The following is an 18,002-nucleotide window of genomic DNA, read 5'->3' as shown; positions in this document are numbered from 1 at the left end:
TTTCGGTGTTCACTAACAGAGACATCTATTTGTCCACTAACAACAGTGTTAGTATGGGATCACTAGTTTGGTACATGTGAATATGTATATCTTGCAAAGAGAGTATAAATATATTCTGTCACCACAGCAATGTATCGAATAGAGATAAGATAATACAGTTGACTGACAATCTCAACAGCTGATGGAAATTACTCGCTGAATAGACGCTTGGTTACAAGACGATATTGCTGTTGTTACTCAAAGCTTAGTTCTTTAATTCACACCAATAACTCTCAATTAGCTTCATGTAACGATGAGACAAAATATAAGCAATTCATTACATAAGCCAGCAACGATGCGAGCAGCAATCAGTAATATTATTACTTCTATTGTGGAATGAGTCGGCTCTTTCGAGAACGTAGATGATGTTAGTGATCATGCCAGTAATATCCTCATACTGGCTCCATTGGAAGAATTCGCAAAGCAATCATGACTGTGAGGTCATGTTACCTTCTATTGTATGAGATACTCGATTACTAGAGGCTGACTGATATGAGTCTGTTAAATCACCGAAAATTATAATATGATGCTTTTAAGATGACAGAATGCTTGCACGTATGCCAAATTGTCCCATATGTAGCGAAGAATTCAAACCAAGCGGAATTCACCCGCATCTTCGATCACATGAAAAAAATGAGCTAGTTTCAATGGTCGCACGAGTAGCTAAGAATGATGATCAACCAAGTGTGGATTCGACAGCAATAGAGGGTCAAAAATGGAACCAAATGGAAACCCACAGGACAAAGATATCCCGGCAGAGGAACGAGCGGAATCGAAAGATCAAGCAACACCTGAACGATCTGGATCAGCAGGTCAAGGAGACTCTCCGATGAGCAACCGACCACCTCGAGAGGAACTGAAAGATTCATTCGATAGGAATCAACTAATCCAGCGGAATATCGATATGGCTCTTGACGTAGTTCTTCGGACGAATCCTGCTGAGAACGTGTTAAAAAATATTGACGACGATGATCTTCAGGAACAGTCCAGAGACCAAGTACAATCTATGATGAATGAATGGCTCGACATGTATCGGGACTTACTTGAAGAGGGTCGTCCACTCCCTAGAGACCTAATCGGACGATCCGCAGAGCTGGCGGAGGAAGTGAGGGAAGACGAGCCAAGAGTATCAGCGAAATCAGAATCAAGGAGTGGACGTCGGTGAACCGAGAAGAGCACATGGCGACTGATAAACTGCTCTTGGGATACACTGATGAGGGTGTTCACGCATTCATCGATCACTCGGCAGCTTGGCTGGGGTTCGGTCACAGATCGGTGCGACATACAACTGAGACAATCGAGTATCTTGAGATGATGAAAGGAAACAAGGCAGGGAGGATTGCACTGCTCCATATCTTGATTGATAATCAAATAATGGATGCTAAGTGGTTGAAAAATACATCCACCGAGACTGGTGAGGGAGAGGCTGATGTCACTTGAGTAAACTGCATTAACAATGCCAGTCGTGTGTAAAGGTTGACTAATGATTGTGGTGAAGAGAATATCTATATTTCCATAAATTCCGTAATTTGAGGAAAGCTACTTAAGAGTGGTCAGATAGTATACGTGGCGATATCGCTAAGCTTTCTCTAAGGAACTCCTTACTCAAGTCTAGTAATCATCATCTTCCTCTTCCCCTTCCCCTTCCCCTTCCCACTGATCTCTTGCCCACCCTTCCATCTCTGATGAATGAACATAATATGTATAGCCAGTCTTCTTAACTGGAATTACCACATCATTGGCATCATCGAACTGACCGAGCATGACCATGTGATCATCATTTGATGGGTGTTTGAACTCATCCATTTCAATGACAGCGTATCCGTTTTCGGGCCATAACGATTCGTCTTCCTTAGGATCATACTTTACCATATCTATTAATTACAAATCACTCTGAATGTGTATAATAAGCGGATTATTCCAGTAATAAATTTTTGTGACGCACACGTCTTAGGTTATCATTTATATATATCTGGACTTTCTCATAGTCACTATGCAGAGCATTGATTCAGAGCAGAAAGCGGTCATTCAGACGCTTTCTGAGTATGCCCCAGTATTCCAGCAAGAATATCGGATGCAGCCTTACAATGAATTGAATATTATGCGGGACGAAATATTGACACTTTCGCCAGCAGAATCACTTGATCTTGCCTACAATACCACCATGTTCGCACGTCAAGGAGGAGGCATGTACAGTGAAGCGGCTCGACAGGCACTGGACATTGTTGCATCAAAAACGGGTTCCAAAATCCCACCAGACGAGATGTGGAGTCAATTCTGTCAGATCTGTAAAGAGGAATATGAATACGATATAAACGATATGACGAAAGGTCCAGTCATTGATCTTCCCGAGATACTCAACGAGCGGGAACAAGGACAAAGGAACTTCTATGCATGGATTGACAGCCATATCAAGGCTGGAACACTCAATAAGGTCGAAAAACGACTTCGGGACATGTACGGTGTCGGAATGAAAATTGCTCGACTTACTCTTCGACAGGCGGTCTGGGCTCTCGACAGAGAATCTGATCTACGTGAAGACGAATTAGCATATATCCATCCGATCGATGGGCAAGTCGCTGCTATTATTCAGGCAGTATGGTCGGGTATAGGTGCAGATCCGATCAATAATCGTGATGAGTGGGCTCACCATCTTGTCTCAGCGTGTTCGATGGCAGACGTCTCAAATATTAAATTCAACCAGGGTGCATGGTACTGGTCCAGTGAGGTTTTTGATCAATCGAGCAGCGAGCTCAAACAGTGTCAACTCAGTCCCAGTAATCCCGACGGACCGAAAACTGAGAGTGAGGGTAAAACTCGTGTTGTTTCCGGTCCCGATAGTGAGAGTATTACACTGAGTACTGCAACTCGGGAGCGCTTCAGACAGTACAGGATTGAACATGGGCACTCGAGTGACGAGGCAACGGTTGAGGCTCTCCTTGATTCGGTTGGATATTGAGTATAACATTATTGGTTACCATTTCTATGACTACACTTTGTTCTCATCTTGATTTCATATCGCACACGGGGGGTGGGGTATTCTACATTTTTGACTCTACGAACCTTCCCAATCAATGATTTACTCAGTACTGCCGGGTATGATGCAGAGCATCCACTTCTGAGTATCTCCTTACGGAATATTACCTCAATAATATAGTCGGCTCTAATGTTTCCTTCGAATAATATCTTAGGGTTTCGGAATTCAGCATCATGCGTTGAACTATATTTTTTCATTCAGATCCCTCGTTGTGAATGGTTCGAAAAGTGTTAGTTGTCTGTATTTCAATTGTCTAATAGTTTCTCATCAATTATCGACTTTATATAAGTGATAATATCTAACATGCACCTCCATTGCCAGTGTTCTTTTCTTTATATACTCCCCCCACACCCCCATTGCCAGTGTTCTTTTCTTTATATACTCCCCCCACACCCCCATTGCCAGTGTTCTTTTCTTTATATACTCCCCCCACACCCCCATTGCCAGTGTTCTTTTCTTTATATACTCCCCACACCCCCTCATTGCCAGTGTTACAGAAAGAAGACGACAATCACATACCGCAGACTGTTAGCTGTACTCTATCGAAGATCTCGCTCCAACGGGTGCGTTACCGGTTATTGAGACACGCAAATATATACTACTAAAAATAATTCAACGAAGGAACGCACTGATCCAACGTAGCGTAGTGAGATCGAGGATTACTTGAAATAGTAAGGCTATCTATTAGACAGTGTCAGCTTTCAATTGAGTCTAAGCAAATCTTGGCGAATTTGTCTGCGTTCGACTCAGCGTTGAATGTCATGACATCAGCTCCGTATGTTGTGCTACATACGACATTTTTTTTATAGAATACTATCTTATATTCCCTATCAGCAATTTGATATTTGAAACCTCCATCGCCAAAATCTGGGTTATCTGTGGCTATATTATCGGGCTCTTCAGATACCACTGCCGATTGTGCTTCGCTGACGTTCCTATACACCATGACTTGGTATACCACTCGTTCGCTTGCCTCTGGGGAAACAAAATCAGCAGTTCCACCCTGCCTCTCAACAACACGCCATCCGCTTTCGAAGCTATCAATGGTTGGTGTCAATTCGCTCGCCGGTTGCTCAATTGTTTTTATTTCACTCTCATTATTTTGCACAGCTGATCTGCTATCTCCGCCAGTCTCCGATGGTAAAACTGCTACTCCTGCCCCTACTGATATGATTACGATAGCTGACGCAACCCATCTATTTATTTCTATACCCACTCTATCTTTGATTCTTGACCGCATGATTGGAAGTGCGATGATGCCTGCAAATAGGATTAGTATACCTGCGCCAATGTCCGAAAATAACGAGATAACTCCTAAAAAAGTTAATAATGATCCGACAGGATATGCAATTGATTTACCTAAAGTGAGATTTATGTCTCTTATCTTATCTTTCTGATCCTCTGCTATACTACTATTTTTAATTACGTTGGTTGATTTAGCACCAGCATCTGCTGGATTATCGTCGGTTGAGTTTCGCAGACCATCCCTATCAGTATCTAAGTGAACAGACTCTCCACAATTTGGACAGAACGACTCCCCTCCACTGAGTTCTGTTCCGCAGTTCGTGCAAAAACTCATACTATTTATATTTAATGGATTTACTCATACTATGTCTGATCTAATCGCCGTGAAACAAGATAAAATGCAATTGCTAGTGGCAATCCAACAACGAATGCAGCAATCGTTAGTGCAAACCCACCAATAGCAGCTCCCGCTTGTCCAGCTGCAGTGGTAGTGCTATCACTTGCGAATGCGACAGTATAGAGTAGTAGAAAGAATGGGCTGAGGAGAAACTCAATCGAGAGATAGTAACACATCCCGCCAATCATTGTAATGAATGTCGATCGCTGGTAAAGGAGATATCCAAATACAGGGAGTGAAATTAAGAACACGATACCAACAGGATCTCCTCCAGTTGCAATTGAAAGCGCTAAGTATGCAATGAACGCAGGGATTAATGCAAGACTTCCAGCCATTCCAACCTGTTTCCATTGAACTCCGTCATCCTCACTCTCAGACGTATCAGCTATTTTTGCTGGATTGGTGTCTGCTGATTCACTTAGATTAGTCTCTACAGTATTATTTTTATCAATCGACTCCCCACAGTCTGGGCAGAATGTTTCTTCTCCACTAAGCTCTGTTCCACAGCCTGAACAATAGCTCATATGTACAGTAACTTATACTAATTTATATACAATTCCATTAATTCATGTATCAATTAACACGTAAATAAAACATATCAAGTATTTAAGGTAATCATAGAATATATTACGACCAATTATGATATCTCATTAGATTAATATGAAGATTTTAATATGAGTGAGCATACTCAAACCAATCAGTCACATATTATATCAAATATTTGGATATGACCGTATAGTATTAATTATTAGTACGTCCAATCATAGTATACTATATATATCTGAGCTGCGTAAGTACTCCGCAAATCCTAAATTTGAATGTAGACGTGCGATGATAGTCATTAATACACAATTACTGATTACTTGTGGGGTTGAGCACCGAATTATAATAGATTTAAGCTTTAACACATTAACATCAATAAATTGATAATAGGCGAGCATATTATTACATCAGAGTTTCTCAGAAACAGTCAGACTCGGCTCGTGCAGAGATGTCAGTAAATTCCTTGAAATACCTTTCAATATCCGAATGAAATCAGTGTAAAAACTCATCACGAAATGTAAAAATGTAACTGTTCGACCAGTTGTTCAGATCGACGATTGGGCAAACGAAACCATCTGATTGGGAGCTTGTGATTTTTCATTTTAAGTATAGAATCATGCGTTTGAGCCGAGAAGATGGAACGATGTCAGATAATCATTTTATTACTCAATACTATGATTCTCAATCTACCGAGTTATCAGATTTTCACATGTTTGTTCTGCTGGACATTATCTGCTTGTCAGTGTATGAATGATTAATCAAAGAATTACCTGTGATATCCGGTTCTCAATGGAGAATAATCACTGATAGATGCTAACCGGTCAAGCACATATGATACATTCACATATGATCACATCCCACTGAATTGTCCTCATGGATATGCAGAGATTCTTAAATACACGATTCTACCTTATTAACTCAATTATATAATAGTGTACTGCCACTAACAGTGTTGTTAGTGGCGAATTGGGCATGTATGTAAGAAAGTAAGTAAAAATAGCGTTAGAAAAGGTATAGTATCATCTAACCAAACTTATTAATACAATTATACTTTGCTCCTACACAACTTTACTTTCGTTGAGAGGGTGTAATTGCGTCTTTTTTGATGCTCACTAACACCAATACCAATTTGGGCACTAACAACAGTGTTAGTATGGGTTCACTAGTTTGGTACACATGAATATATATATCTCATAACGAGAGTATAAATATATTCTGTCATCACAGCAATGTATCGAACATAGATGAGATAATGAAATTGGCTGACGCTCTCAATAGTTGATGGAAATCGCTCGGTTATAAGATGGTCTTACTGTTGCTGCTCAAATATAATTCTAGATCAACCTTATGTAACAACTAGAGGAGATAAGAGACGATTTATTACATAAGGTCTAATTGAAGTGAGAATGACATGTCTAATCAAGTTACTTCTTCAGGCATCATATCGACAGAGGGCATGTATGTTTCCGAATTCTCTCACGCTGGTCCTAGCTAACTCTACAAACATGAGAAAGCGTAATAACATGGTCTGCAGACAGTAGCCAGATAAATAAGAACAAGAGCTGAACAGATATTCTTGAATGTTTATTCATATATTTCTGCCCCAGCAATTGCAGTTTCTTGTTCTGACTCTCAGGAAATGAGGAGTGTGTGTCTGAATTTTTGAGTATCCAATCCTTTTCAAGACCGTTTGTTAGTCGGCAGTATTTTTAGCTGGATCCACACGAAAGGATTCGGGTCATAATGAAGATAGTTTAGAGAAATATTAATTACCGACTCATTTTACTTGAGGATGAACCCTCACCCCCCGTGTGCGATATGAAATCAACGGGATAGTAGGGTGGGGCAGATCACGAGGCAAACTCGAAGTCCATGCAGAGGAGATGAGTCGTGAGACGCAGGATATCCCGTCGATGTACACGAGCCCTGAAGCACTCGCCCTCATCACAATTGGATCAGTGGAATCAATCAACTCACGTGGGAGCAAGATGAAAAGTCGCTGAGCGCACTATGTCACAAGTTTGTCTCGTCTTTACTATCTTACTCTACTACGGATTCTATTCATAAGATTATTATTTAAATCTTTCCTAATTGTAGTCGTCAATATGTCGTTTTAGTGCCTCGTCTCTATAGAAACACCATCTTTGGTTACTTCACGACTGCTTCGCTTGCATACCCCCTGTCTGTCTCTTCCTATTTCATATCGCACACGGGGGGTGGGGGTAACTTGCGGTGAAGCTCTAACTTTATTCAGGATTACCGAGAAGTATTCTTACTAATACCCACATCAAAAAATTCCTGATATTCTAATTTTATTTTGAAAACTCTTAGTGAGTAATACATTTTATTACTCTCGCTGGGTCTACATCACAAGCCAAGCATCAGTTCAACTCAGCGTCTGAGTTAGCTGACTCGAGTATGTAGTGTTCCATTCGAATTATCTAGGCATATCGGAAAGATTCTATCTTATATCACTGATTGTGATCCAGTTTATGATGCAATAATCAACAAACAGAGAGTGTATAATAAGATCGGGTTTTCATATCGCACACGGGGGGTGATGATTTTAATGAACTCCTCTGGTTGGCAGTGACAGTTACTATATGAGTCATCTCATTAATTTCATATCGCACACGGGGGGTGAATACGGCGATTTGACTTCGCTCACGGTTACAGTCATTATAAATAACCACCCGATAGAAGGCTTATATCGGGATAATTTAACCTATTTAATCACGAACATGGTATCCACATTTATTTATACTGCTGACGCAACTTCGATAATATGGCTGATGACGACAACCAACATTCTACCTCTCAGTCTATCAAAGCTCGTCTTCAGGAGGGGAATCAGAACTCTGTTTTTCGGAATAAAGGGCTTCTTGAGCTAGATACTGTAATCGATGAGGACCGAATTGTTGGTCGTGATGATCAGTTAGATAATATTATCTCTTATATACGACCGGCATTGCAGGGAAATCGTCCGCCAAATATGCTTCTCTATGGTCCCTCAGGGACTGGGAAGTCACTCATTATCAATGCAGTTTGCGAGCAGGTTCTTGAACTCGCCAACTCACAGGGAGATCGATTCGGCGTTATTAAAATCAATTGTCAAACAGTCAGCTCTCATGACCGGGCTATCTACCGACTCGTAGAGAATGCTGCCCAGAAGGCTGGTGTCGATATTGGTGTCCCTGAGAGTGGTGTCTCGACTGACCAGAAGCTAAATCGATTTTATGAGATCTTGAGCAACAACCTTGATTCAATCATCATCATTCTTGACGAGATTGACCTCTTGCTGGGTCGACGACGTAATCCAGATGATGAACCGGCATACTCGAAGCTGCTTTATCAATTATCTCGAGCATCACACCTTGGTCGGATTGGAGGACACGTATCCGTCGCTGCAATTACGAATGATCCACGATTCATGCAGAATCTTGACGGACGAGCGGAGAGTTCTTTCAATCCACAGGACGTCATCTTCTCCGACTACGACGCAGATCAATTACAAGCGATTCTTAAACGTCGTAAAGATGCATACCAAGATGATGTGCTTAACGGTGGAATCATCCCGTTAAGCGCTGCTCTCGCCGCTCAGGATCATGGTGACGCCCGAAAAGCAATCGATTTATTCCGGAAGGCAGGAGAAATCGCCGACCGTGAAACAGAGGATATGGTTCATGAGAATCATGTTCGTCATGCCCAGAAAGAAGCTCGACGGGATCGAACACTGACCCAAATGCAGGGACTATCGACCCAAAAGAAGCTTTCACTCTACGCTACTGCTGTTTCTTCTGTCTACTCACAGCGCAATTTGGACGCTATTCCCAGTACAGTTGCTTATCGAGTGTATCAGTTTCTCGTCGATATTTTAGATGTTGAGGAAAAATCACGTGAATCTTATCTGAGATACATGAACGAGGCTGAGACGTATAATCTTGTCACGTCACAAAAACGGGGACGTGGTTTCGGTAGTGGTGTACATAAGGAATACACGTTTATTGACGACTCAGAAGTGGTGGTTGAGACTCTCGAAACTGACTTTCGACTTGAGGATGCTAAACACGAAGGAGATCTTATCAAATCTGTGGTCAATGCGCAAATAAACAATTTTTTTGAGGGAAGTTGATAGGAGAAGCGCTACCTCTGACATCAATTTCATATCGCACACGGGGGGTGGGATATCCTATACTTTTGACTCTGCGGACCTCTCCAAGTGATGACTTACTCAGAAGGTAGTGCCGGGTATGATGCAAAGTATCCACTCCCGAGTATCTCCTTACGGAGTATTACCTCAACAGTATGACAGTTACGATGCAGTATATCTAAAGATTCCACCGTTTCTCTCTGAGTTGGCAACGCTTGGAGTCGGGTCGTGGTTTTTTTACCCCGTCTCACGCAGAGAGCAAAGACACACATGATTCATCTGATGCCTACTCAGATAGCAGAGCATACTATGCTCTACTAATTGTCGAACGACATATTATATTGGATAATACTATATTTATGTATGATTTTAATCTCTTAGAAACCAAGATGCTGATGTAATTCTGGGTTATTCTGCACATCGGTACATTCATACGTGTGTCAGATACATAACTATAGTATATGGCAGATCTTGAGGAAGCACTGACCGAGTTGTGCGATTGCGAGTACCCAGCCAGCATAGACGACATCGCAAACAGGTGTGAAAATGTGACAATCGAATTTCAGGACGGCTCTGAAACGACACTTGATCAGATGCTTGATCTCCTTGATGACCCACCTGACACGTTTGAGTCGAGTGATGACCTATATCATACCCTGATGTCTCTTGCACCACAGGGGAGCGTTGGGAGAGCAAACTACGACGATCGAGGTTCAACTCACAACGCCAGAGAACAACAGTCATTCTAACTGTCTTTTAGCAGCTTCGGAGGAGCTACTGTATGACTCGTCGGTTTCTCTGTTCAGAGGCAGTCCGTAATTCAGCAGTACTGAGAGAGTTTGAGACCACGAACACCCCTCTCTAATATGTGCCATCCCACATTTCAGGGCGTCATAGGAGGGTTATCACAGTATTTATTTCACAATCTCTCAGTCGGATCAGCCGTGAGACCCTGTATGCGGATTGAATACTAACTATGAGGGGAGAAAAGATCTTTATACTGGTCTGACCAGTCTGTAAGTATGGGCAAATCCCTCCTCTATAACGGCTCGATTACCGTTTGTGGCGGTATTCTCGGGTTCAGGGTCTGAATAGTGTAATTTCGGGGGAAGTGTCCCTCGTTCCAATACTCCTGTCAATTAGCGGAATTGCGATGGTATTCAGTGTAGTATCTGAAGCCGTTCTCTCATCCAATTCGTCTGATTCAATTCCTGACGACCGAATAGTGTGGTCTACGGTAGTGCTGACTCTCATCGCAGTTATCGCTGGAATGTGGTCTGTGATTGCTTAGTGCCGAGCGATTAGTGGGTTCTCTGTAATGAGTGAGTCCTGTGTAGGTGTGGAAAGTATCGTATGATACTCTAACCCCGTCCCGTACCTTACCTTCTTACAGTCATGCAGTAAATGTATCTCGTAATAATGGATTCCGCGTCGATAAAAGAGCACGTGGACTCGGCTCAGTCTGATATTGAAGACTCACCGCAGATGGGGGAAGCAACCACGAAGGCGTCCATACTAAACGATTTTATCGAACTTTTTGACTGGAGATCCCGACTAACACCGAACTAGAGTGCTCGGTGAAGGCGTTCGGTAAAACATTCAAACTCGATTATGCTCTGATACTCGGCGGGCGACCCCGTTGCTTTTGTTGAAGCGAGAGGACTTGACACTACACTCACTTCCACGCATCGGGAACAACTAACTGCATATCTACAGAACGAGAATGTCAGATTGGGTATTCTCACCAACGGACAGGAGTATGAGTTCTACTACCGATATCTCGGTGACAGTAATTCACAATTCAGAGTAGAAGCGGTTGAACATCGATTACACTTCACTCTCTTTTTAATTTCATATCGCACACGGGGGGTGGGGTATTCTATCCTTCTGACTTTACGGACCCCTCCAAGTGATGATTTATTCAGAAGGCAGTGCCGGGTATGATGCAAAGTACCCACTTCCGAGTATCTCCTTACGGAATGTTACCTCAACAATCTGGTCGGCTCCAATCTTTCCCTCGAGTAATATCTCAGGGCTTCGGCATTCAGCATCGATTGTAATGAGCCTCTCTTTGCTGTCAGCGTCAAGATTGATCGACTCATCTCCTGTATCATCATCAATGGCAATGTGCTCTCCTTCGGTATCGATATTGATCTTTTTTATCTGTCAATGTCGATGATAATGAATTTCACCTGCATTGTTTCCTCTGATACGCAGTAACAACGGGTGAGTTCGTCTGCGTAATTGTATATCGCTTTCCTCCGCTCTCAATTGCTCCAGTTTATAAATCGACTCACATATATTTGTACGCTCTTCTCAGATGAATATGAATGCTGAATTCAAAATTTATTCATATTTCATCATAATTTTTGGTCAATATTCTAAATGTGCTTTTTCCCGGGATCGTCTTAATACGATCACCCATTTCCGATTCTGTGATGAGCAGCACCGGTAACTGCTCACGATCTGAATCTGCATAACTGCGAAGATCATGCATAGAATCTCCAATTGTTTTTTCTATTTCCAGAAGAGCCAGTGGCACTGAACCCGCAAATTGTTTATTAAGAAGCTGGAGAGAATCCGCAAAAAGAACGAAATCGGGAGCACCAGACTCACCAGAGAAATGTCGTCGCTCAATTCGTAATCTACCTAATTTAAATTCAGATCCACCCTTTCGGGCGATTAATTCTGCAGTCTCAAATTTGTCTCTCAATTTCTCATCCAGTTTTCGGACGAGCATATCGTGGTTGTATTCAACCATGCTATGGTTTTTTAACGATGAAGTCTAAAAATCCGTCCTCTTGGAGAGAGAGGAAGTGGTCCACGATCTCCGTTTCCTCACAGCCGAACTCTGTGGCTAACTCCCTCTGAACGTCAGAGTTCAATACTACGTCATCATCTCTTCGTATAATCCATTCTAAGATACCTTTCTGTGTTGATGAAAGTGTGTCATGAACTATCTCTTGTATTTGGTCGTAAACATCGATTACTTTTGAGTATGTCCGAATAGTATCCTTGACTGTGCTTACATTCACGAATTTTTTGGAGATCCTATCTAATTGTTTCAATTCTCCTTTTAGTTCAAACTCCCTCGCTAATTCTTCAGATAACCGAATTTTCTGTCGGGTTTTTTTTTGCAATTTTTCTAATATATTCTTCGCATTGTCAATGTGATTCTCAAATTCATTATGAGCTGTCGGCAGTTCAGGAGCATCGAGATTAAACACTTCCTCTCGGATATCGATAGCTTTCTGATATTGATCATGCAAATCAAGAACTTCGCTTTCCAGATTATCCGGTACCTCATCGGTGCGAGATATGAACTTATCGAGTGATCTAGAGGCAATGTCATTTAACATACAGATACTTTCGGCTACATCCTCGAGTCTCTTGATCAGATTTCGAAGTGAACCTGCATTATCCAGTGCATTTCGTATTCTTAGATTTGCTGGACGGAGCGGGTCCTCAACTATCTCTGTATCGCTCAAGGCTTCGACTTTGCATACTATTCCTATTTGTTCCAGTTGCGAGAGTGACTTACCCACGGATTCAAATTTCTCATCAATAAGGGTGACCAATTCATCTGGAGATTCAAGTTGTTCGAGAAGCGATTTTAGGACGTCTCCTATCATATCATTCACACAGTCCTCAATCATCTTGATCCCGGTCTGATTTGAATCAAGATTCCATGGGTATGACTGCACTGTCCTGATTGCCTCTAAATTGTCTACAATCTCGTGTGGATTGTCTGATTGATCTGTAAGCCATTCAAATACTACCAACTCAAGCTCAGCGAGCCGTTCAGTTTTAATCTTCGTTTGTATTTTTTTGAATAAGCTCCCACTACGATTAGAGATATTAATATAATCATCGATTTTATTAGTTTTACTTAAATCTGATAATATATCACTCAGCTTGTCTGAGTCATCCCGCAAGTCAAAATTCTGTGCTAATTTCCGCACAGAATTAATTTTACTCCGAAGACTATTCTCGGTCTGTTCCATTATGTCCCGAGCATTTGTCACATGTTTATCGAACTCAGGTTTAATGTGAGTTATTTTTGAAGAGGTCTCCGCCGCAAGAGATGACTTGCGAATTTCATGCGCTGACTCATATTCTGTAATTAACTCTGCAGTATTAATAAACGAACTAGAGGAGACATCAGCAGTGGGATGAAATCGGTCAAGTGAAACCGATGCCATGTCATATAGAATTGAGACATCACTCTCTAAATCATTTATTTCATTGACTAACGATTGGATACTACTTGCGTTTTCAGCCGCACTCTGTGCTCGAGTTTCTATTGCAACCGGTATCGAATTAATCTCTTCAAGATCGTTGAGTTGCCTAATTTCTCTCTCGACCCGTGACCACCCCTTACGTATGTCATCTAAATGTTTAGATCCCTCACTAAACTTTTCATTAATGACTGTAGTAAGTTGCCGGAAGTTGTCTGACCTAGTGACTACTTCTTTAATGTACTCCTCGAGAATCAACTTGACTTCTGTTTCGATCGCTGTTGCCACCTCATACTGCGAGTCAATTGTCCATGGATAAGACCACAATGGCACAATCATCTCTAATTGCTCCCTAATGGAGCGGAGATCACTAATAGACGATGACTCAGTGATTGCATTACGGAGCAGCTGATTCACTTGCCTATTTTTTATTGGAAGCATATCTTGGAGACTGTTATGACTCTGGATAATTTGCTCAATCTCGTTTTTACACCCATCTATATCGGATTTAAATATCTCTATTAGACTGTTTCTCTCATTAGAATCAAGCACATCAATGTCAGCATTTATGAACCATTTATCAACCCTGTCTGCGAGTGATTGTGCCTCTGGATTACGAAGAATATCCAGTAAGCGCTGGTTTATATTATTAACTTCATCTGGATATTCACCTAGACCCATCGGTTCTTTATCACAAAAGTCCAGAATGTCCTGTTCTAATGCTTGATTATAAGCTATGCGAACACTTTCTTTTTGTTCAGATACCAGTTGATCAGTAAACCAATTCTCTATTTCTTCTTTTGTCTCTGTAACAGCCTCGTTAGCTTCCTTGTGATATTCTTTGTTGGTTTTTACATCGATGCCATTCATAATACCCGATAAATTCTCCATTGGGTCCGTCATATCTTATTGAATTTTATCATGGATTTGCTGAAATTCTTGTCTAGTGTTATCCCTAATATTCTCGATTTGGTTAATTTGGTCACTAAATTTAGACAGGTCATCAGCGAATGCTCTCAACGATTGTAACTCGTTCCGAGTCTCAGCAATCACCTGTTGCCAGTCCTCTTGCTGAGTCCGTCGTATATCTTCGCTCTGTGACCCAAAGTCAAGCATTGGTAGCTCTCGCTTGAGCGATTCAATTTCACTCAACCATTCATCCTGAAATACCCTCTTTATATCATCTCGCTCAGGAATGTCAACTACCACAGATGTTCTTTCGATATCCTCATATGATTGGTCAATTGTATCTAACTCATTCTCGAGGCTCGTTTGCAATTTGTTTATTTCTATCGTTTGGTTCCGGAGTTTGCCTATCCCGTTATCTATTCTCGACTTTGTATCTCTCAATCGAGTTTGAGCAGTGGTGTAGGCACTCGTCCGGAAATCCATATCATATCCAAATATAAACTTGATTAATAAAGAGTTACTCTGTTTCACCTCACGGATCATTTCTCGAGCATGATCGATTGTGGTATCATCATATGAGATTTTACCCTTCGGATAATTTTCCTGTAATTCATCAATCCTATTAAAATTCTCATCAATCTCATCTAATGTACTTTCCAGTTCAGTATGTTGAGTTTGATAAGAGTCTAATACAGATCTTTCATTATCTTGAATAAGACGAATAATATTGACTGCTTGTAGAATCCATTTAATAATCTGATTATTTCCATCTATCTGTGCTGTTAGTAATTGTGTCAAAGTTGGTTCATATTGGTATGCTGATCTACTTTGGTTCTGCTCGGAGTTTATCGAGATATCAGAATCAAGCTCCCGCAAAATTCGTAGAAGCTCGGCACTCGTAGTGCTATCACGATATAAATCTATACCAGTCTCAAAGTCATCAAAGAACTCTGATTGTTTTTTATTGTATGAATTTTGTATTATACGTTGGTATCCACTAATATTAGAGGTATAATCTCCTGAAAGTAGCTTCTTTTCAAGATCTATGTTCCGTATCGACCCTAGTAGAGACTGGACCCCCTCTCGATCTTCGTCAGCTGCTGCGGTAAGAATGAGATAGTCGATAATAGCTCCATCGCTCTGTATATTATCGCTCAGCCGACGATATAAATTAGAAGCTATTTTATTATTCGGTGAGACTGGTAACAGCGAGGACATTTGATTTTCAAACTCCTGCTGTTGCTCCGTAATAAGATCTTGAACTTGATCATTTATTTTTGGCAAATAATAATCGACTTTTCGAATATCTTCATCTGTCAGATTCTGCTCATCAGTCATGACACTGGTCGGGTCAGCAACCGGATTTTGTTCGAGAACGTTGTAGAGCAAACTTATTGCGAAGTTACTGAGCCGGCGCTCATCTAAGAGCGCAACGGTCAGCTTATCAAGTTCATATGCTATTCGAATCCGAGACTCCTTACTTTTTATATGAGTTGTGACGATATCTTTATAATCAGCATTTTTATTAGTTCCTTCATACTCCGATGTGCTTGGATTAAGTAATAGAATCATGAACAGATCATCTTTTGAAAACGCCCGTTGATTGATTTCTGCTTCTAAAAAAGGGTCTACTACTTCCTCTATGCTTCCTTCACCACATGGGATAGGGTAAACGCTGGTCTTCATCTCGGATCTTCCTGTAGAATTTTTCCAAAGTCTTTGAGACGTTCGTCGATCTCATCAATTCGATTTACTTTATCGACTAGTCCAGTGAGCTGTTCTTTTCTATTACGAGCGGACCCAGCGAAATCCAGCTGTGGATTGGTTACAAAACTAGGAAAAGCAGTAATTAATGTTTTAGGTGCGATTGAAACATACATTTCCTGGTCTACACTGTTATGTCCGTATTTTGTAAATTGGTTAAACATATCTGCAAAGTCTTGAGATATATCCTCCGTGGGAGTTGAACGGGTCATCTGAGCTAATTTATATAAAAAATCTATTGTTTCTGATTCACTTTCTTCATTAACCTCCTCTAGGGCGATATCATGCATGCGTTCACAAAGTGGGGAAAGTATTAATTCATGTGTTCTCTGACCCTTGCGGTACGTGGGAACATTTGCGTTTCCCGCCACAATTTCCCCTGCAGAATTTGCTATTCCTCTCAACACTCTCCTTGCATACCGTCGAAGGATATCCGAGGAAACAGAACTAGTGTAAATTGATGTGTTCTTTATACCAGCGAGGAATGCTGAGTGGATCTTATCAACTCCACTTGTTTTGGGTGCACACAACACTGGCGGAGCCTCAGACTTCATATATTGGCGGACCTTCTCAGTCTCAGTAAAATCACCTATATGATGGGGACCCGGTTGCAGGAGAAGATAGCTAATGAAATCTCTGATTTCGTTGGTAAATTTATTTAATCTCCGGTCCATGGACTCTAGATCGATCATATTAACACGTGACATAGCGTCTGGTATCTCTCGTAGCTGGTCATCAGTCTTATTGATTCCACCATTTAGAGCACTGGCTTGGCTTTGCAAAGCAATATTAATCCACCCTGGTCGACCCCTTGACATCCACCAAGCGAAATTTTCTTGTTGATACTCCAAATTCTCACCAAACAGTTCACTAATTCGATCATCAGGGTGTAAAATCGGAAGGGAAACAGGAGTTACTCGACGAAATTCTGCATGACCAATTTCTTGTACACTCGCATATCCAAAAGCCCCAATTAAGTAGAACGGTGGTTCTTGATTCCCTATACCAGTGACGACCTCCCTCAGTGGTCCTGTTGTTTGATCAATGAGACCCTCCAGACGAGGATAGCTTTCCTCCATTTCGTCGATCAATAGAACGATTGAATCCTTCTTATGAGCGATGTCTGAGATATCTTCATGTTCAATGGTCAGTTCGTCATAATCGAAACTGTCAGCATCATAATTTCCCTCTATTTGCTCAAAATACTCCTGCGGATTAGAAGAACGTGCGTTTGGAAGATACTGATTTTGATCAAATTTCTCATTTCGATCTATTTTAGCTCTAATAGTATCTAACTCGTCTTTACATCTGTCCTCTATCCAATTATATAAATACACTTGGGAAGTTAGCTGCTCCTCTGAATTGGAAATACCGACTTGATCTTCGAGATCGTCAATCAATTTTCCCAAGGTCACGTACAGAGCTGGTTTGTTTTGGTACGCCCAAGCATATCGAAAGGCATGCATCATAAGCTGGGTTTTTCCTGCTCCAATTGCTCCGATTACATATGTTGCTGGCACCCGTTGACCAGGGTCGTCAAAATCTTTAATCTGGTCTTGAATTGTCTCTCGACGTTTTTCATGCACTGTTGTTAGATCATTCCATTTCGTATCGATAGTCGGCGTCCTCCCACTCATATTTATTAATTGACTCAGCACAGGGGTATATTCCTTTCCCGGT

The 18,002-nt window shown here is 41.3% G+C and carries 14 protein-coding genes; 6 read left to right on the top strand and 8 right to left on the bottom strand.

The window, feature by feature from the left end:
- The first annotated feature begins 754 nt into the window (after positions 1–754).
- On the top strand, positions 755–1,204 hold the full coding sequence (locus tag HQRW_RS14375) for a hypothetical protein (RefSeq protein ID WP_014554905.1): 450 nt from the start codon (positions 755–757) through the stop codon (positions 1,202–1,204).
- Between the two features lie 14 nt (positions 1,205–1,218).
- The gene (locus HQRW_RS14370) at positions 1,219–1,479 is read left to right on the top strand and encodes a hypothetical protein (protein ID WP_149031588.1); all 261 of its coding nucleotides are present in this window, start codon (positions 1,219–1,221) and stop codon (positions 1,477–1,479) included.
- A 171-nt stretch (positions 1,480–1,650) separates the two neighbouring features.
- Here HQRW_RS14370 and HQRW_RS14365 read toward each other — a convergent pair whose 3' ends face one another.
- Positions 1,651–1,911 (bottom strand): hypothetical protein, encoded by a 261-nt coding sequence (locus tag HQRW_RS14365; RefSeq protein ID WP_014554903.1) that lies wholly within the window; start codon positions 1,909–1,911, stop codon positions 1,651–1,653.
- A 121-nt stretch (positions 1,912–2,032) separates the two neighbouring features.
- Here HQRW_RS14365 and HQRW_RS14360 point away from each other — a divergent pair, with 121 nt between their 5' ends.
- Complete coding sequence (locus HQRW_RS14360; protein ID WP_014554902.1) at positions 2,033–2,998, top strand: hypothetical protein; 966 nt, start codon at positions 2,033–2,035, stop codon at positions 2,996–2,998.
- 345 nt (positions 2,999–3,343) lie between these two features.
- Here HQRW_RS14360 and HQRW_RS14355 read toward each other — a convergent pair whose 3' ends face one another.
- From HQRW_RS14355 to HQRW_RS14345, 3 genes are all read right to left on the bottom strand, one after another.
- Positions 3,344–3,559: a hypothetical protein gene (locus tag HQRW_RS14355; protein WP_049892390.1), complete on the bottom strand. Its 216-nt coding sequence runs from the start codon at positions 3,557–3,559 to the stop codon at positions 3,344–3,346.
- A 211-nt stretch (positions 3,560–3,770) separates the two neighbouring features.
- Positions 3,771–4,655: a zinc ribbon domain-containing protein gene (locus HQRW_RS14350; RefSeq protein ID WP_014554901.1), complete on the bottom strand. Its 885-nt coding sequence runs from the start codon at positions 4,653–4,655 to the stop codon at positions 3,771–3,773.
- Between the two features lie 29 nt (positions 4,656–4,684).
- Positions 4,685–5,242, bottom strand: a complete 558-nt coding sequence (locus HQRW_RS14345; protein ID WP_014554900.1) for a zinc ribbon domain-containing protein — start codon at positions 5,240–5,242, stop codon at positions 4,685–4,687.
- Positions 5,243–7,072: 1,830 nt separating this feature from the next.
- Here HQRW_RS14345 and HQRW_RS15275 point away from each other — a divergent pair.
- From HQRW_RS15275 to HQRW_RS14335, 3 genes are all read left to right on the top strand, one after another.
- Positions 7,073–7,264, top strand: a complete 192-nt coding sequence (locus tag HQRW_RS15275; protein ID WP_014554899.1) for a hypothetical protein — start codon at positions 7,073–7,075, stop codon at positions 7,262–7,264.
- Between the two features lie 782 nt (positions 7,265–8,046).
- Positions 8,047–9,393, top strand: a complete 1,347-nt coding sequence (locus HQRW_RS14340; protein ID WP_014554898.1) for a Cdc6/Cdc18 family protein — start codon at positions 8,047–8,049, stop codon at positions 9,391–9,393.
- A gap of 479 nt (positions 9,394–9,872) precedes the next feature.
- Positions 9,873–10,160, top strand: coding sequence for a DUF5789 family protein (locus HQRW_RS14335; RefSeq protein ID WP_014554897.1), 288 nt, complete (start codon positions 9,873–9,875; stop codon positions 10,158–10,160).
- A gap of 1,601 nt (positions 10,161–11,761) precedes the next feature.
- On the opposite strand, the gene HQRW_RS14330 is transcribed toward HQRW_RS14335, so the two are convergent.
- The 4 genes from HQRW_RS14330 to HQRW_RS14315 are packed head-to-tail and all read right to left on the bottom strand — an operon-like array spanning position 11,762 to position 17,959.
- A complete protein-coding gene (locus tag HQRW_RS14330) occupies positions 11,762–12,172 on the bottom strand; it encodes a hypothetical protein (protein WP_014554895.1) in 411 nt (136 codons plus the stop codon).
- 1 nt (position 12,173) lies between these two features.
- Positions 12,174–14,552, bottom strand: a complete 2,379-nt coding sequence (locus tag HQRW_RS14325; protein WP_014554894.1) for a hypothetical protein — start codon at positions 14,550–14,552, stop codon at positions 12,174–12,176.
- 3 nt (positions 14,553–14,555) lie between these two features.
- The gene (locus tag HQRW_RS14320) at positions 14,556–16,244 is read right to left on the bottom strand and encodes a hypothetical protein (RefSeq protein ID WP_014554893.1); all 1,689 of its coding nucleotides are present in this window, start codon (positions 16,242–16,244) and stop codon (positions 14,556–14,558) included.
- On the bottom strand, positions 16,241–17,959 hold the full coding sequence (locus tag HQRW_RS14315; protein WP_049892386.1) for a hypothetical protein: 1,719 nt from the start codon (positions 17,957–17,959) through the stop codon (positions 16,241–16,243). Before HQRW_RS14315 ends, HQRW_RS14320 begins: the two co-directional genes overlap by 4 nt.
- Positions 17,960–18,002 lie beyond the last annotated feature (43 nt).

The sequence above is a fragment of the Haloquadratum walsbyi C23 genome, from assembly GCF_000237865.1.
GTDB classification, from domain to species: domain Archaea; phylum Halobacteriota; class Halobacteria; order Halobacteriales; family Haloferacaceae; genus Haloquadratum; species Haloquadratum walsbyi.
Note: the sequence above shows the minus strand (reverse complement) of the source record. Positions and strands in the feature narration are given on the sequence as shown.

Coding starts and splice junctions, on each gene's coding strand:
- HQRW_RS14345 (WP_014554900.1), bottom strand. CDS start 5,242: ATGAGCTATTGTTCAGGCTGTGGAACAGAGCTTAGTGGAGAAGAAACA.
- HQRW_RS14330 (WP_014554895.1), bottom strand. CDS start 12,172: ATGGTTGAATACAACCACGATATGCTCGTCCGAAAACTGGATGAGAAA.
- HQRW_RS14335 (WP_014554897.1), top strand. CDS start 9,873: ATGGCAGATCTTGAGGAAGCACTGACCGAGTTGTGCGATTGCGAGTAC.
- HQRW_RS14325 (WP_014554894.1), bottom strand. CDS start 14,552: ATGACGGACCCAATGGAGAATTTATCGGGTATTATGAATGGCATCGAT.
- HQRW_RS14375 (WP_014554905.1), top strand. CDS start 755: ATGGAACCAAATGGAAACCCACAGGACAAAGATATCCCGGCAGAGGAA.
- HQRW_RS14340 (WP_014554898.1), top strand. CDS start 8,047: ATGGCTGATGACGACAACCAACATTCTACCTCTCAGTCTATCAAAGCT.
- HQRW_RS14320 (WP_014554893.1), bottom strand. CDS start 16,244: ATGAAGACCAGCGTTTACCCTATCCCATGTGGTGAAGGAAGCATAGAG.
- HQRW_RS14350 (WP_014554901.1), bottom strand. CDS start 4,655: ATGAGTTTTTGCACGAACTGCGGAACAGAACTCAGTGGAGGGGAGTCG.
- HQRW_RS14355 (WP_049892390.1), bottom strand. CDS start 3,559: ATGAGGGGGTGTGGGGAGTATATAAAGAAAAGAACACTGGCAATGGGG.
- HQRW_RS14315 (WP_049892386.1), bottom strand. CDS start 17,959: ATGAGTGGGAGGACGCCGACTATCGATACGAAATGGAATGATCTAACA.
- HQRW_RS14370 (WP_149031588.1), top strand. CDS start 1,219: ATGGCGACTGATAAACTGCTCTTGGGATACACTGATGAGGGTGTTCAC.
- HQRW_RS14360 (WP_014554902.1), top strand. CDS start 2,033: ATGCAGAGCATTGATTCAGAGCAGAAAGCGGTCATTCAGACGCTTTCT.
- HQRW_RS14365 (WP_014554903.1), bottom strand. CDS start 1,911: ATGGTAAAGTATGATCCTAAGGAAGACGAATCGTTATGGCCCGAAAAC.